15 protein-coding genes and 1 riboswitch are annotated in these 14954 nt (G+C 47.1%); of the genes, 10 read left to right on the top strand and 5 right to left on the bottom strand.

Going from position 1 to position 14954, the window contains the following annotated elements; all coding sequences use genetic code 11:
• On the top strand, positions 1–1776 hold the full coding sequence (nrdD, locus tag C2M36_RS07170) for an anaerobic ribonucleoside-triphosphate reductase (protein WP_105254326.1): 1776 nt from the start codon (positions 1–3) through the stop codon (positions 1774–1776).
• A gap of 32 nt (positions 1777–1808) precedes the next feature.
• Here nrdD and C2M36_RS07175 read toward each other — a convergent pair whose 3' ends face one another.
• Both C2M36_RS07175 and ubiT read right to left on the bottom strand, forming a co-directional pair.
• Entirely contained in the window at positions 1809–2234 is a 426-nt protein-coding gene (locus C2M36_RS07175; RefSeq protein ID WP_105188827.1) for a hemerythrin domain-containing protein, read from the bottom strand.
• Entirely contained in the window at positions 2231–2728 is a 498-nt protein-coding gene (ubiT, locus tag C2M36_RS07180; RefSeq protein WP_105254327.1) for a ubiquinone anaerobic biosynthesis accessory factor UbiT, read from the bottom strand. The genes C2M36_RS07175 and ubiT overlap by 4 nt, the downstream gene beginning before the upstream one ends.
• 339 nt (positions 2729–3067) lie before the next feature.
• Here ubiT and ubiU point away from each other — a divergent pair, with 339 nt between their 5' ends.
• Both ubiU and C2M36_RS07190 read left to right on the top strand, forming a co-directional pair.
• Positions 3068–4063 (top strand): ubiquinone anaerobic biosynthesis protein UbiU, encoded by a 996-nt coding sequence (gene ubiU / locus C2M36_RS07185; RefSeq protein WP_105188825.1) that lies wholly within the window; start codon positions 3068–3070, stop codon positions 4061–4063.
• 11 nt (positions 4064–4074) lie between these two features.
• Positions 4075–4953, top strand: a complete 879-nt coding sequence (locus tag C2M36_RS07190) for a U32 family peptidase (RefSeq protein WP_105188824.1) — start codon at positions 4075–4077, stop codon at positions 4951–4953.
• Here C2M36_RS07190 and C2M36_RS07195 read toward each other — a convergent pair.
• Together C2M36_RS07195 and C2M36_RS07200 are read right to left on the bottom strand one after the other, a co-directional pair.
• Positions 4945–6660: a bifunctional protein-serine/threonine kinase/phosphatase gene (locus C2M36_RS07195; protein ID WP_105188823.1), complete on the bottom strand. Its 1716-nt coding sequence runs from the start codon at positions 6658–6660 to the stop codon at positions 4945–4947. The two genes, C2M36_RS07190 and C2M36_RS07195, sit on opposite strands and share 9 nt — an antisense overlap.
• 50 nt (positions 6661–6710) lie before the next feature.
• The gene (locus tag C2M36_RS07200; protein ID WP_105188822.1) at positions 6711–8180 is read right to left on the bottom strand and encodes a NarK family nitrate/nitrite MFS transporter; all 1470 of its coding nucleotides are present in this window, start codon (positions 8178–8180) and stop codon (positions 6711–6713) included.
• 276 nt (positions 8181–8456) lie between these two features.
• On the opposite strand from C2M36_RS07200, the gene C2M36_RS07205 reads away from it, so the two are divergent.
• Positions 8457–9704 carry an MFS transporter gene (locus tag C2M36_RS07205; RefSeq protein ID WP_105254328.1) on the top strand — a complete coding sequence of 416 codons (1248 nt, stop codon included), beginning with the start codon at positions 8457–8459 and terminating at the stop codon, positions 9702–9704.
• A 32-nt stretch (positions 9705–9736) separates the two neighbouring features.
• On the opposite strand, the gene moeB is transcribed toward C2M36_RS07205, so the two are convergent.
• Positions 9737–10513 carry a molybdopterin-synthase adenylyltransferase MoeB gene (moeB, locus tag C2M36_RS07210; RefSeq protein ID WP_234399112.1) on the bottom strand — a complete coding sequence of 259 codons (777 nt, stop codon included), beginning with the start codon at positions 10511–10513 and terminating at the stop codon, positions 9737–9739.
• A 154-nt stretch (positions 10514–10667) separates the two neighbouring features.
• Here moeB and C2M36_RS07215 point away from each other — a divergent pair, with 154 nt between their 5' ends.
• The 6 genes from C2M36_RS07215 to C2M36_RS07240 all read left to right on the top strand — a co-directional run bounded on the left by C2M36_RS07215 (position 10668) and on the right by C2M36_RS07240 (position 14891).
• Positions 10668–11855 (top strand): hypothetical protein, encoded by a 1188-nt coding sequence (locus C2M36_RS07215; protein ID WP_158678871.1) that lies wholly within the window; start codon positions 10668–10670, stop codon positions 11853–11855.
• Between the two features lie 104 nt (positions 11856–11959).
• Positions 11960–12104, top strand: a riboswitch (molybdenum cofactor riboswitch).
• A complete protein-coding gene (gene moaA, locus C2M36_RS07220) occupies positions 12095–13066 on the top strand; it encodes a GTP 3',8-cyclase MoaA (protein ID WP_105254329.1) in 972 nt (323 codons plus the stop codon). (Overlaps the previous riboswitch by 10 nt.)
• A gap of 4 nt (positions 13067–13070) precedes the next feature.
• Entirely contained in the window at positions 13071–13634 is a 564-nt protein-coding gene (gene mobA, locus C2M36_RS07225) for a molybdenum cofactor guanylyltransferase (RefSeq protein WP_105254330.1), read from the top strand.
• Positions 13618–14163 carry a molybdenum cofactor biosynthesis protein B gene (gene moaB, locus C2M36_RS07230; RefSeq protein ID WP_105188817.1) on the top strand — a complete coding sequence of 182 codons (546 nt, stop codon included), beginning with the start codon at positions 13618–13620 and terminating at the stop codon, positions 14161–14163. The genes mobA and moaB overlap by 17 nt, the downstream gene beginning before the upstream one ends.
• 3 nt (positions 14164–14166) lie before the next feature.
• Complete coding sequence (gene moaC / locus C2M36_RS07235; protein ID WP_105188816.1) at positions 14167–14646, top strand: cyclic pyranopterin monophosphate synthase MoaC; 480 nt, start codon at positions 14167–14169, stop codon at positions 14644–14646.
• Positions 14643–14891 (top strand): MoaD/ThiS family protein, encoded by a 249-nt coding sequence (locus tag C2M36_RS07240; protein ID WP_105188815.1) that lies wholly within the window; start codon positions 14643–14645, stop codon positions 14889–14891. The genes moaC and C2M36_RS07240 overlap by 4 nt, the downstream gene beginning before the upstream one ends.
• The last annotated feature ends 63 nt before the right edge of the window (positions 14892–14954 follow it).

The raw sequence follows: 14954 nt of genomic DNA on the forward strand, positions 1-14954 counted from the left end.
ATGAAAAAGTTACCCGCAGAGTTAATTGACGAAAAACTGGCCTTTATCGCGCGTTATTGCAGCGCAGCCAACGCCGCCGATGGTTCGGCCCTCGATAGTAATGCCAATGTGACCAGTAAAAATATTGCTACCTTAGAGGCGGAAACCTGCAAAGATTACGTTATTCAGATAAATCGAGCCGCTATCACACACAAAATCGCGAACTTGTTTGATGCACAATTGGCTAAGGAATATGTCAGGCAGATAGAAGAGCATGAAATTTATGTCCATGACGAAACCAGTCTTAAACCCTACTGTGCATCCATTACCTTATACCCGTTTCTGCTCGATGGTTTAACCAAGCTCGGTGGTGAGTCTCGGGCACCTAAACATCTCGCTTCTTTTTGTGGTTCCTTTATAAACCTGGTATTTGCGGTCAGCGCTCAGTTTGCTGGTGCCATTGCGACGGTCGAGTTTTTAACTTATTTCGACTATTTCGCCCGTAAGGATCTGGGCGATGAATATCTACAAACCCACACCAAGGAGATAGCCAACCATTTACAGCATGTCGTTTATGCACTAAACCAGCCAGCTGCGGCACGGGGCTATCAAAGTGTATTTTGGAATATCTCCTTATATGATGAGGGTTATTTTAATGCCCTGTTTGCCCATTTTGTTTTTCCTGATGGCAGCGCCCCTGTTTGGCAGTCAGTTGAAAAGTTACAGCGTTATTTCATGAGTTGGTTCAATCAGGAGCGTGAGAAAGCCATTTTGACCTTTCCGGTGATCACCGCGGCGATGCTAACGCACGAAGGGCAAGTCAGAGATCAAGCGTTTAAAGCATTTTGTGCCGAGCAGCTGGCGGCTGGTAATGGCTTCTTTATTTATCAATCCGATAACCCAGATTCTCTTGCTTCATGTTGTCGTTTACGCAATGAAATCAACGACAATACGTTTTCCTACACCTTAGGCGCCGGTGGTATTTCTACGGGCTCTATCAATGTTATTACCCTTAATATGAACCGACTGATACAAGATGGGCGAGAATTGTCCGTTGAGGTAGAAAAAATTCATAAGTATCAGGTGGCTTATCGTAGCGTGATGCAAGACTACCTTGAGAGCCATATGCTAAGTGTCTATGACGCTGGTTTCATTAGTATGGATAAGCAATATTTGACCATAGGGATAAATGGCATGGTTGAAGCGGCAGAAGCCCAGGGCTTGCAAGTGGGTAACAATGAGCAATATAAGTCCTTTGTTCGCCAGCAATTGCAGGTGATTTACGAGGCTAATCGCGCGGCCAGTAAAGAGTATGGTTATTTATTCAATACCGAGTTTGTGCCAGCAGAAAACTTGGGAGTGAAAAATGCAAAATGGGACCGTAACGATGGTTATAGCGTTCCCCGTGATTGCTATAACTCGTATTTCTATGTGGTCGAAGATGATGAGCTTAATCATTTGGATAAGTTTATTTTGCATGGCCAAGAAATGGTGCAATATCTTGACGGTGGTTCGGCATTGCACCTAAATCTAGCGGAGCGTCTGAGTATTGAGCAGTACGCCAAGCTGCTCGATATCTCTGCACGCACAGGCTGTAACTACTTCTGTGTGAATGTGAAATGCACTATTTGCAACAGCTGCGAATATATAGATAAAGACACGCGTTATAGCTGTAAACAATGCGGCAGTCAGGACATTGATCATGGCACTCGGGTTATCGGTTATTTAAAGCGTGTTTCAGCCTTTTCTAAAGGAAGGCGTGAAGAGCACAGCCGCCGTCATTATCATCTTGGCTAGCTCCTCATTCGTAACAGGGGCCTAGCCCCTGTTCATAGCTGGGTGATCTGTAGAAACAAAGCGGCTTTTTCTTCCTCACTACTGCGTTGGTCCAGCATTGGATACAGTACCTGTTCTTCTTTGTCGTTATGTTCACTTAATAACGACTCGAGGCGGTGCAACAGTGGCGCTATGGGTTGCTGATGCTCCAGTTGCTCACTTATCTGGCTATTAAGCGCAACGATTTCTTGATGCTCTATGGTCATTACCCTTGTTGGTCCTTGATTCATCCCTGTTTTTTGTTCAAAAAATGGAAATAACACGCTTTCTTCCCAGCGAATATGCTGCTCTAAGCCTTGTCTAAAGGCATGAAAATATGCGCTAGCCTGCCTTGTGCCCTGTTGAGCTATAAACTGGTTGTACAGCGCATCAAGACGTTTGTGATCTGCTTCGAAATAAAAGCTAATTAACTGTGTCATAGGTCAAATCCATATTTTTCTAATAGATTGCAATGGCTCTGGCTCAGCCAATGCAGCGGTTTAGGTAAGTTTTGCGGGTCTAGGTTTTCCAGGCAGGACTTAATTTCTAAGCCAAGCTCGGTATCACCGGCGATAGCCAAACGACGATTAAAGAACAATTGGTCCGGGTCGGCTCTGCCTGCACTTAATCGGATAAAGTCATTAAGTTGGCCTTTAAATTCAACGTCGAAGTGTGGCCCTTCAATGATTTTTAACGACCCTTGAATCAAGCCTATGTACCAACAATGGTGTAAATCCGTGACTTCTAACCTCAAAATGCGCCCGGCAAGAAACTCAAGCTCGCCGGTGCCCAACTCCTCTCGGAAAACATAGTTAAGCACTTGTTGTAAAGGGGCTTTTTGCACCACATTTGGCATGGCTGCCAGTAGTTTACTGCCCATAATAGGTAGTATAGCTAAGCCATTTTTAATACTGCTTTCTAGGTGGTTTTTCATTGGTTAACCTCTTATAAATCAATGTCTTATTTTATTTTTTTTATTCTAAAAGGTGTTAATCCAAATCAACATAAGGGCAGTTTCTTGGTTGATAATTAGGTTTGCCGTTATGGGTTGGGATCCGGGGCGTAAAAAGTGGCATTAAAGGGGATGCAGGACCATCTAGGTGTGCTGCATGATAAGGGAGTGCGCCTATAGCTAATACACAATGGGTAAGCTAAACATGGGCATTGGCGATGAATAGGTAGAGACCGCGCAAGCTTAATCTAGATCAAGCTTTGACAGGGTCAGGCCTTTATTCTGGGCGTTACTTTATGTTGATAAGCACGGAGTTAAGACATGGAATTATTGTGTCCTGCCGGCAGCTATAAATCATTGCAAGCGGCGGTCGATAATGGCGCCGATGCGGTTTATATTGGTTTCAAAGATCAAACCAACGCACGCCATTTTGCGGGCCTTAATTTTTCGCCCAAGCAATTAGAGATGGGGGTTGAATATATTCGTCGTCATCAACGACGATTACACATTGCGATTAATACGTTCGCTCATCCTGATAAAACACGGTTATGGCAAGCCGCGATTGATCGCGCCGTAGAGCTCGGTGCCGATGTGCTCATCGTGGCCGACTTGGCCATGTTGGAATACTGCTCCACTCGTTACCCTGAAGTGGAACTGCATGCCTCTGTGCAGGTTTCGGCGACCAACCTGGGGGCGATAGCATTACTTAAAGATAGTTTTAATGTGTCGCGAGTGGTGTTGCCCCGGGTGTTGTCCATTCACCAAATTAGACAGCTATCGCGGCACTGTCCCGTCGAGCTGGAAGTTTTTGCCTACGGCAGCCTCTGTATTATGGCCGAAGGGCGCTGCTATCTATCATCCTACCTGACCGGCGAGTCCCCTAATACCGCGGGTGCCTGTTCTCCGGCACGCTTCGTTGAATACAGGGACAGTGAATCCGTTCTGGAAACCCGCTTGAACGACATTGTTATTGACCGTTTTTCGCCACAGGAGAAGGCGGGGTATCCAACCCTTTGTAAAGGTCGCTTTGCTGTTGCTGGTAATCAATATCATGTGCTCGAAGAACCCACGAGTTTGAACAGTATGGAATTGCTGCCCGAGCTTATGGCGTTAGGGATTAGTGCCATCAAAATAGAGGGTCGTCAACGCAGTCCAACCTATGTCGCAGATGTAACCAGAACCTGGCGTCAAGCTATTGATGCTTGCCGTAGCGATGCAAAACATTTTTCACCCAGCGAGCAAGCACAACGGTGTTTGCAAAAATACTCTGAAGGCAGCCAAACAACCTTGGGTGCATATCATAAAAAATGGAAATAGGAGCCACACAGATGAAATATGCACTTGGTCCTCTCCTTTACTACTGGCCTAAGGAAAAAGTAGAAGCTTTCTACGAGCAAGCAGCTGAAAGCAGCGCTGACATCATTTACCTTGGTGAAACCGTGTGTTCAAAACGCCGTGAAATGAAACTCCGGGATTGGTTACGCATTGCCAATAACCTCAAGGCTGCGGGAAAAGAAGTCTGTTTGTCGTCACTGGCTTTGCTGGAGACACCGTCAGATCTCTTTATGTTAAGGCGGTACTGCGATGAATCAGGCTTTACGGTTGAGGCCAATGATCTCGCAGCGGTCAATCAACTGGAGCAAAACCGGGTTCCCTTTGTGATTGGTCCGGCAATCAACTGCTATAACGCTGAGACCGTCAGACTGTTATTTAAAAAAGGCATGCGGCGTTGGGTGATGCCCGTGGAAATGTCACGTACATGGTTGAAAGAAATACGCACCTCACCCCTGTTAAGTGATATCAATGGGCAACTGGAGGTGGAGGTTTTCGCCTATGGCCACTTGCCGTTGGCTTACAGCTCACGTTGTTTTACCGCGCGTTCTGAGAATCGCCATAAGGATCAATGTAATCTGTGTTGTATTGAATACCCTAACGGCCGGGTGGTTAATACTCAGGATAATAAAGAAATCTTTGTTCTTAACGGCTTACAGACTCAGTCCGGACTTAAATATAACCTGATAAACGAGCAGGTAACTATGGGGGGGCTGGTTGATATTGTGCGCTTAAGCCCCGAGTCCGAGCAGACTTTGGTGATGCTAGATAGGTTCCGAACTAATGAGGATGGTACTTATCCGATGGCGCTTAATACCGACAAAGAATGCAATGGCTATTGGTTTAAAATCGCCGGTATGGATATATCAAGCTAGGCTAAACAGGGCGACCAAAATAAGGCTTACCAGTAACCAAAAGCCAGAGACAAGCTGCCAAAAACGCAGTTTGCTTTGGCTTTCATTTATTTTCGGATGCTCGTCAAAAAAGGCTGGGTTAGGCTCAAGCAAATCCGCCATTAAATCATCAAGACGTTGATAGCGCTCTTCAAGGTTGATTTTTACGCCTTTCTCTAGCGCCTTGTCGAACCAAAATGGAATCACGGGATTATAGCGGTTGGCGGGAATATAATGGAGGCGATCAAACTCAAAGCGCGAGTTACATTGTTCTATGCGGCTGCCATAGGGGAGTTTACCGGTGAAGGCTTCATAGACTATGGTAGCTAGCGCATAGATATCTCCCTGGATGGTTGAATTTTTACCAAAAAGATACTGCGGATCCGAGTAACTGGCTGTGCCCAGTACCCCATGATGTTGCAGGGGGGTGGCTATTTCAGCAATACCGGCGATGAAAACAGAGCCAAAATCAACGATCTTGGCGCTGCCGTCATGGCTAACCATGATATTCCCGGGTTTTAAGTCCTGGTGAATGGTTTCTTTACCATGAAACGCCTTGAGTCCTTCGGCGATTTGGCTGATCACCGCCATAATTTGCTTTGGGGTGGGCTTGGTTTGCGCCAGCCATTGGTCAAGTGAGCAGCCATCGATGTATTCCATGAGATAATACAAGCAGGTGCGAGGGCGTGGCTGGCAGATCACTTTAACCACGTGTGGACTATCAATGCGCTTGCCAATCCACTCTTCTTGAATAAAACGCTCTATATAGTTGCTGTCGTCACAGTAATTTACCGAGGGGGTTTTCATTACATAGCGGCGCTGGCTTTGCTCGTCACTGACCAAATATATCTGGCTGCGACTTGACGCGAACAATTCTTTATCGATGCGATAGCCATCCAGCTTCATGCCCACTTCTAGCTCAGGTGGGAAGGGCAGTTGCGTGAGCTCTTGATTGTAATCATTGAGGCTTTTATCCGGCAGTAAATCGATACGGACCGCAACCGCACTGAGGTTATCATCACTGTTATGTTCTTTGGCTAAGGTAACCAGGCGTTGCGCAGCGTCATCAAAGGTTACTTTGCTGAGTTCGTGTATCAGCATGGGTTCTGGCACAAAATCATGGACCCCATCCGAGGTTAACAACAAGATGTCGCCTTGCTTCAGTGTGTGTGTCGTAAAGTCGATATGCAGGTTGTTATCCATACCCACGGCACGTGCTAAGGTTGCTTTATCGCCCGTTTGGGCGATGTGATCGCGGCTCAGTTGCTGCAAGTGTTTATCGCGCAGAAGATAAACACGCGAGTCTCCAACATGAAAGAGGTGCAGCGTGTGCGACTTAATGACGATACCACTGAAGGTCGTCAAGAAGCCTTTCAGCTCGGTGTGGTACGCGTGGCTTTTTTTAAAAAGCTGAAGGTTAATCGTGGTCAGTACTTTTTGCACACTGTGTGCCACTGACCAGGTCTCGGGGGTTTGGGAATATTCTTCAATAAAGTGCTTACAAGCATAATGGCTGGCTTCCTTGCCGGCCTCGGCACTACTGACGCCGTCAGCTACACAGGCAATGACGCCCTTGTGAGTCAGGGTATGGCCATCTGGAACATAGGCAGCAATGGCATCTTCGTTAAGAGCCTTAACGCCTTGCTCAGTATGTTGGCTTATGGTGACCTGTAGTTGTGTTAGTGACATTGTGCCTTTCTCATGCCTTCATTGTGTTAAATTGTCGACTTTATAGGAGCCTATTCAACATTGATCAGGTGAACAGTTCCATCAGGCATGGTTTCTGCCATTTGTCCCTTAGGTTCATCTAACATCATCGCGATAAAGAAGCCAAACACTGCCGATGCCGCAATGACCAAGAAGAAGGTGCTGTAGTCAACAAAAGACAAAATGGTCAGGTAGGTGACCCCACCAACATTACCATAAGCCCCTGCCATTCCAGCAATTTGTCCGGTCATCCGGCGTTTAATCAAGGGCACAATAGCAAATACCGCACCCTCACCGGCTTGAACGAAGAACGAACAGGCCATGGTTGCGAGCACCGCTAGTGGAATGGCCCAAGAACTATCAACGGTACTGAGAATGTAGTAACCCAGCGCTAACCCTGCGATCAGGAACATTAAGCTCTTACGGCGACCTAGCTTGTCTGAGAACCAACCTCCGGTCGGGCGTGATACTAAGTTCATAAATGCAAAACCAGAGGCAAGCAGGCCCGCTTTCACCGGATCAAGGCCCTCGAAGGTCTCGATAAAGAATAGCGGTAACATTGATACTACTGCCAACTCTGAACCAAAGGTAATAAAGTAAGAGACATCTAATATAGCGACCTGCTTGAAGCTGTACTTTTCTAGTTCTGGTACGCCGGCTTGGAGGTGTTCCTTGTTGACCTGCCAAATCGCTCTAAATTGAATGAAAAATAGCACGGCTAACACAGCCCACAACATGTACATTGTTTCGCTTGATAACAACTTCACACCCGCAGGTGAGAGTTTCCAGCTTAGTACGGCAAGCGCAATGTACATGGGCACGTTCATCAAAATATAAAAGTAGAAATCTTTCCAGCTTGTGACTTCTAAGCCGCCCGCTTTTTTTGGTTTAAAATAAGTGGAGCCTTTAGGAGTGTTCTGAGCAACAAAGAAATAAAACACCCCATACAGACCCGCAATAGTGCCTATGCTTGCTAATGCATAACGCCAGCCGTTATCACCACCGTAAAGCAGTGCGAGTGTGGGCAGCGTCATTGCGGCAGCGGCGGAGCCAAAGTTACCCCAGCCGCCGTAGATGCCTTCGGCGACACCCACTTGCTTTGCTGGGAACCATTCACCGACCATACGAATGCCAATAACAAAGCCTGCGCCAACAAAGCCTAGCAGGAAGCGAAACAGAGCCAGTTGTTCGAAGTTATCCGCAAAGGCAAAGCCAAAGCTAATGAACGAGGAAATGAGCAATAAACTAGAGAAGGTTTTTCGTGGTCCATACTTATCGACTAATATCCCGATGACAATCCGTGCGGGAATGGTCAGGGCCACATTGAGAATTAATAAGGCTTTAATTTGCGCCGAACTTAAGTCCAATGCTTCTTTAATAGAAACCAGCAGCGGGGCATGGGAAAACCACAGCGCAAAGGTCAAAAAGAATGCAAACCAAGTTATATGTAATGTTTTTATTTTAGGGTCGCTAAAATTAAGTAAGTTTATTCCGGTACTCATAATTTACCTCTAAACGTTATTTAACTGACATCAAGTGTGACCGTTACGGGCTTTAGTTATTTGATGTAGGTCAAGATGGAGAGTTTATAAACTTCTTATAAAACATATAGATACCTACAATTAGGTAGTTCGTTTTTGTTTAGTGTTATGAAAAATAAGGTTATTTTTATTTCACGGTGTTTTGTTTGCCGCGGCAGCTATTTGGGGGTAAAGACAAAACCGAGCTGCCTTGCTCAAATAGGCAATATCAGCTGCAAACACTAACCAGGAGAAACTATGAGCTTGTATCAAGCGAATCGTGCTCTGAGCATAGCGACATTGGTCTTTGCTTGTAACTTTGCCGTGTGGGTGGTGTTTGCTGCATTGGGAAACGAACTGCGTCAAGCGTTAGGGTTGAGTGCAACCGAGTTTGGTCTGTTACTGGCGGCGCCATTGATAAGTGGCTCCGTATTGCGTTGGCCCGTAGGTTACTTGCTTGAACGGTTCAGTGCCCGGCGCCTGTGGTTAGTGCAAATGGCGCTACTGCTACCGGCGCTTATTGCACTCGATATGGTGAGCAGTTATGGCGGCTATCTCGCCGTGGGTTTATGGCTTGGCCTCGCAGGTTGCTCCTTTACCATCGGCCTCAGTTATGTGTCTCCGTGGTATGACAGTGCAAAACAAGGTACCGCGATGGGCGTGTTTGGTGCTGGCAACGCGGGGGCGGCCGTTCCCTTGTTACTTTTTCCCTGGCTTTATGATTGGAGTCATGGCCAGTATCTAGGTTGGCTGATGTTGATTATCATATTGGTTGTTATGGTGCTCTTTAAATTTGCAGCACCTAAGTTGCCAGAGGCAATGAAGCTGCCCGCTATGGCACCATTAAAACCTTGGCGGGAGCGACGTCTTTGGCTGCACGGCCTGTATTACTACTTTGTGTTTGGCAGTTATCTGGCGCTGATAAACTGGCTGCCTCAGTATTTGATGAATGCCTACGGGCACAGCGACAATACGGCGATGTTGATCACCGCCTTGTTTATTTTGAGCTCTTCAATGATGCGAGCATTGGGCGGCTGGTTTGCCGACTTGTACGGAGCCAAGGCGGTCAATTGGGGCGTGTTTTGGGTATGCTTAGTTTGTCTTTTCTTCCTTAGCTACCCACCAACTTCAATGACTATTCATGGTATCGATAAAGAAGTGAGTTTTCATATCGAGCTGCCATTTATCTTCTTTATTGCCTTGGTATTTATCATGGGTATAGCGCAAGGTTTTGGCCGCACCGCCATCTTTAAAGATATTCGCCAGCATTATCCCCGTCAGCTTCCCAGTGCCAGTGGTTTCGTTGCTGCTATTGGTGCCTTGGGGGGGTCAAGCTTACTCATCCTATTCGGCATTGTCGAAGATCTGGTTGGAATCTACAGTGCCAGCTTTATGTTGCTCTACGGCGTGCTCGCGGCTTGCATGGTCGCCATGTATTTAGCGCAAGCGGGAGAGCTCAAGGCGCAAGCCTATAAGCAAGCCGTACAGGACAACTTTTTAAGGTAGCCGGCATTTGATAACCCCTTGTTAGTAAGGGGTTATCCGTTGCACACTGGGCATTGTTGTTGAGCTGGGTATGAAAACTCACGACAGTCGCCGCTTAGACCATCAAACATCAATAAGCGACCGACGTAAGGTCGACCTATGCCGATGAGAATTTTGATTGCTTCGAGTGCCTGGTAGGAGCCGATAATCCCTACTAGGGGGGCGATCACACCCGATTCAACACAGCTCAGGTTTTGTTCGCTGAACCTGTCGCTAAAACATTGATAGCAAGGGGTGCCGGGGGTATAGGTAAAGCTCGTCACTTGACCTTCGAAGCGGATAGCCGCGCCCGATACAAGGGGGGTTCTGCTTTTATAGCATGCGTGATTAATGGCTTGGCGAGTGGCTAGGTTATCGGTGCAATCTAGTACCAAATCATGTTCGGCAATACAGTGTGTAAGTTGTTCTTCGGTTAACTTCTCTGCTATTACATCGACGTGACAGGCACTGTTTTGCTGGGCGACAAAGCGGGCCGCACAGTGCGCCTTGCTCTGACCTACTTCATTTTCGGCGTAAATCACTTGTCGCTGCAGATTGGTGACTTCGATGGTATCGAAATCGACTAACGTCAGAGTGCCAATACCGGCGCTCGCAAGATAGGGAACACAGGCGCTGCCAAGCCCTCCTAAACCAATGACTAACACCTTACTGGCGAGCAGTTTTTCTTGTCCCTCATAGTCGACCTGCGGCAACAAAATATGGCGACAGTAACGTAATGCCTGTGCATCGTTGAGTTCTTGCATCTTGGTTAACCCGGTACCTCTTAACATTCGCTTCTTTATATTATGTACGAGGTAGCGGGGCAATACCTCGCAGTGAGTAGCCGTAAAGCAGAGTCGGTATGTGCCTGAAAATATTGATATTGATCAAGTTAGCTTCGTTGTATGAGCGTAAGGTTCTGTCAGAACCAAAACAGGGGAACTAATGATGAAAGCAAGCTACTGGACGACTTTAGGTATACTTGGGTTACTGACAACACCGATGGCGATGGCAGATGAGGCCGGCGGTATGGTGCAAGCGCTCAAAGAAGGGCAGGGCAGCCTGGATTTGCGTTACCGTTATGAGTTCGTTGATCAAGACGGCAAAGATAAACAGGCCAATGCCTCGACACTCAGAACACGGTTGGGTTATCAATCTGGCGTTTGGCAAGGGTTTCAATTGCTGCTCGAAGTGGATGATGTGACCGCCTTAGGAAATGATAATTACAACAGTACGTTTAATCAGAAGTCGCAATACCCTGTTGTCGCTGATCCTCAAGGAACGGAAATCAACCGTGCACAACTTGCTTTTGCTCACGGAGGCTTTAAGAGCACATTAGGTCGTCAACGTATTATCCGTGGCAACAGCCGATTCATTGGCAATGTTGGCTGGCGTCAAAATGAACAGACCTATGACGCCTTGAGTATGAGCTATCAAGCCAGCGATAACCTGACTACCAGTTATGCCTATATATACAATGTTAATCGTATTTTTGGTCCCGATGGCGCTAAGGCCGACCTCGGTGGCGATTTACACCTTTTAGATGTTAACTATGCGATCAATAAACAGCACAGTGTTCAGGGCTTTTACTATGACTTAGGCTTTGATAAGTCACAGATGGCCAGCCGTACCCTAGGCATTGACTATAGCGGCCAATTCGAGCAATTCGCACTTCACCTTGCGTATGCTTATCAAAGTGATGGCAGTGACAACCTTGATGACTTCAGTAATGACTATATTGCCGCTGATGCAAGTTATCAGCTGGATAACATTAAGTTCACTGTCGGTGGGGAGCGTTTAAGCAGTGACAATGGGCTCGCTTTCCAAACGCCTCTGGCAACCCTGCATAAATTTAATGGTTTTGCCGATGTGTTTTTAACGACGCCCGCCGATGGTTTGGAAGATCTCTATGTGACCCTTGCCGGTAAAGTCGCGAACATCAAGCTTAGTGCCAGTTATCATGATTATAGCGCCAGCGAAACAAGCCAAAGCTATGGCAGTGAATTGAATGTGACGGCGGTTAAAGCGCTCGATAAGACCTTTAAAGTGATAGGTAAATTGGCCACCTATGATGAAGATGGATACCAGAGCGATCGCACCAAAGTGTGGTTGATGATTCACGCTCAATTTTAATCCCCAGACCGCCCGTCCTACCCCTAAGGGAGTAGGACGGGCGTATATCCCTACTCATCCAGTTGTATGGTTTATGTCCACGCTCTGCAATACCATGAGAACATAAATTAGAACAACTCCGAAGCCTTAAAAGCCTTAGCCTTTAGGTATGGTTTTTTGGCCGTGACGCGAAGTTGATATTCGCGCACCGGGTTTAAAAAGAAATTTTTAAGCCTCCCGTATTTGGAAAGGTGTTGCACATGCTACAAGACCCACAAGGGCGCACGTTTAGTTACTTGCGCCTATCGATCACTGACCTTTGTAATTACCGTTGTAATTACTGTTTGCCCGATGGCTTTGAATGCGAGGGTAAAGCGCATAGTTTATCCCTTGATAATATTGCGATCTTAGCCGAATCCTTTGCTCGTAACGGTATTCGAAAAATCCGCCTGACCGGTGGAGAACCCGCTTTACGAAGAGATTTAAGTGACATTATTGCTGTTCTTAAGCAAACCCCGGGAATCGAAAAAGTAGCGTTAACAACCAATGGCTATCAGCTCAGTCGTCATCTCTCTGCCTGGCAGCAAGCAGGATTGGATGCCATTAACATTAGCTGCGACAGCCTTGATCCACGTATGCTTAAAGCCATCATCGGCCGCGATGCTCTGGATGACCTGCTTAGTGGTATCGACCAGGCAATAGAGTCGGGGATCGCCAGCGTTAAAGTAAACACCGTGTTGTTGCGCCAGTATAACTATGCGCAACTTGATGAACTTGTTGCCTGGGCCGCAGAGAAGCCGTTAACGTTACGTTTTATTGAGTTGATGCAAACGGCTGATAATGGTGATTACTTTCGTGCCAACCATGTCAGTGCCGAGCATGTTGCTCATCACCTTCACAGCAAAGGCTGGGTGGAAACCCTGCGCGAACGAAGCGCGGGCCCCGCGCGCGAATTTAGCCACCCTAATAAAGTCGGAAAGGTTGGGTTTATTGCCCCTTATAGCAAAGACTTTTGCAAAAGCTGCAATCGTTTGCGCATTTCATCACAAGCTAAACTACACCTGTGCTTATTTGGCGATGCGGGTTATGACCTAAGGCCTTATTTGCATGCCGACAAGCAAGCGTTACTTGATCAACAGGTCGCTGCACTGCTCACCCATAAGCCCGATGCGCATCATCTGCATGGGGGCAATTCGGGGGCGACCAAACACCTTGCCATGATCGGAGGCTAGCCAGATGAAACACATTGGTATGGTACTGGCGGGGGGACAATCGTCGCGGATGGGCCGTGATAAAGCAGAATTGACGTGGCGCGGCGGCAGCTTATTAAACCACAGTCTAAAAACTCTCGCTCTCAGTCGTGCGCAAGAGTTGTGGGTGAGTCGTAATAAGGGCAAGGGTATTGTGGATGTCTATCCCAAACGAGGCCCTTTAGGCGGTATCCATGCCGTGAGTCGCGAAATACAGGGCAATGCTTGGCTGACAATTATTCCCGTCGATATGCCGTTACTCAACGATCGACTTATCAGTAAATTACAGGCTTACAGTGAAGAACATGACCGAGCTGTGTGTTATGAACAATGCAATTTACCTTGTGTTATCCCGTTAACTCAAGACACCCGAGATTACCTCAATAAGCAATTGATGACCGGCCAAAACTGTTCCATCAAAGCCCTGCTTAATTATTTACAGGCGGCGCGTCTGCCGCTGCGAAACAAAGAATTTTTAATCAATACCAACACGCCGCAGCAATGGGCGCGGCTCAGCGAGAAGGAAGTAAGTTATGTCGCATTTGGCTGAAAAAGTATTTCAAGCTCTAAATATTGCCGTGCTCACCGTTTCAGATACACGTGATGAGGCAACAGACACCTCTGGGCAGGCATTAGTTGATGGTTTGCTGGAAAGTGGCCACCACCTTGCCGATAAGGCCATTGTGAAGGATGACATCTATCAGATCCGAGCCTGTGTTTCTCAGTGGATTGCCAGCGATGATGTACAGGCTATTTTGGTGACTGGCGGTACCGGATTTACTGCTCGTGATAATACCCCTGAGGCTTTAACGCCGCTATTTGATAAACAAGTGCCAGGCTTTGGTGAGGTCTTTCGCAGTATTTCTGAAAAGCATATTGGTACCTCAACGATTCAATCTCGTGCTGTGGCAGGCATGGCCAATGGCGTTGTTATGTTTGCCATGCCAGGCTCCACCAATGCATGTAAAACAGCCTGGTATGAAGTGATTAAAGAACAATTGGATGCTCGTCATGGCCCCTGTAATTTTGTGCCTCACTTGAAAAAGAGTGCTGTGTTGCAATGCGTAAGTCGGGGGTAGGTAATGCTTACTCATTTAGATGACAAGGGTAAGGCGCAAATGGTCGATGTCAGTGCTAAGCAAGCCACCATTCGCCAAGCTTTTGCGCAGGCGCGGATCAGTATGAGTCGAGAAGCCTTTGATCTTGTTTGCAGTCACGGCCATAAAAAGGGCGATGTTATTCAGGTCGCCCGCATTGCCGGTATACAAGCAACAAAAAAATGTGCCGATTTGATCCCTTTGTGTCACCCACTGGCTCTTACGCAAGTGACTTTAGACTTTGAATTTGAACCCGAGCACGCCAGCATTCGCATCATAGCTTCAGCGAAACTCTGTGGTCAGACCGGGGTGGAAATGGAGGCCTTGACCGGGGCAAGTGTTGCTGCGCTGACTATTTTTGATATGTGTAAGGCCGTTGATCCTGCCATGCGTATTGGTGATCTTTACGTTTTGGAAAAAAGCGGTGGTAAGTCTGGTCATTATCATGTTGAGGAGAAGCTATGATTAGTGTTTTGTTTTTTGGTCGTTTACGTGACCTTTTAAAATGTGAACGCCTTGAATTGCACCATCGGGATTTAACCTGTTTAGCCGATGTTCGCGCTGCGCTGGTACAGCGAGAGCAAAGCTGGGAGGAGTTTTTACAAAGTAAACAGACCTTAGGTGCAGTAAACCAAAGCATGGCCGATGAATACACGCCAGTAAACGATGGTGATGAAGTTGCTTTTTTCCCACCGGTGACCGGGGGATAAAATGATCCGAGTTTGCCAAGAGGACTTTGACGTTGGGGCATTGATAACGGAGTTGCAAAGCCG

This window comes from Pseudoalteromonas sp. T1lg75 (genome assembly GCF_002964705.1).
GTDB lineage: Bacteria > Pseudomonadota > Gammaproteobacteria > Enterobacterales > Alteromonadaceae > Pseudoalteromonas.

Bases quoted from the DNA above. Each gene is read 5' to 3' on its own strand.
- nrdD (WP_105254326.1), top strand. From the start codon at position 1: ATGAAAAAGTTACCCGCAGAGTTAATTGACGAAAAACTGGCCTTTATC.
- C2M36_RS07175 (WP_105188827.1), bottom strand. From the start codon at position 2,234: ATGACACAGTTAATTAGCTTTTATTTCGAAGCAGATCACAAACGTCTT.
- ubiT (WP_105254327.1), bottom strand. From the start codon at position 2,728: ATGAAAAACCACCTAGAAAGCAGTATTAAAAATGGCTTAGCTATACTA.
- ubiU (WP_105188825.1), top strand. From the start codon at position 3,068: ATGGAATTATTGTGTCCTGCCGGCAGCTATAAATCATTGCAAGCGGCG.
- C2M36_RS07190 (WP_105188824.1), top strand. From the start codon at position 4,075: ATGAAATATGCACTTGGTCCTCTCCTTTACTACTGGCCTAAGGAAAAA.
- C2M36_RS07195 (WP_105188823.1), bottom strand. From the start codon at position 6,660: ATGTCACTAACACAACTACAGGTCACCATAAGCCAACATACTGAGCAA.
- C2M36_RS07200 (WP_105188822.1), bottom strand. From the start codon at position 8,180: ATGAGTACCGGAATAAACTTACTTAATTTTAGCGACCCTAAAATAAAA.
- C2M36_RS07205 (WP_105254328.1), top strand. From the start codon at position 8,457: ATGAGCTTGTATCAAGCGAATCGTGCTCTGAGCATAGCGACATTGGTC.
- moeB (WP_234399112.1), bottom strand. From the start codon at position 10,513: ATGTTAAGAGGTACCGGGTTAACCAAGATGCAAGAACTCAACGATGCA.
- C2M36_RS07215 (WP_158678871.1), top strand. From the start codon at position 10,668: ATGATGAAAGCAAGCTACTGGACGACTTTAGGTATACTTGGGTTACTG.
- moaA (WP_105254329.1), top strand. From the start codon at position 12,095: ATGCTACAAGACCCACAAGGGCGCACGTTTAGTTACTTGCGCCTATCG.
- mobA (WP_105254330.1), top strand. From the start codon at position 13,071: ATGAAACACATTGGTATGGTACTGGCGGGGGGACAATCGTCGCGGATG.
- moaB (WP_105188817.1), top strand. From the start codon at position 13,618: ATGTCGCATTTGGCTGAAAAAGTATTTCAAGCTCTAAATATTGCCGTG.
- moaC (WP_105188816.1), top strand. From the start codon at position 14,167: ATGCTTACTCATTTAGATGACAAGGGTAAGGCGCAAATGGTCGATGTC.
- C2M36_RS07240 (WP_105188815.1), top strand. From the start codon at position 14,643: ATGATTAGTGTTTTGTTTTTTGGTCGTTTACGTGACCTTTTAAAATGT.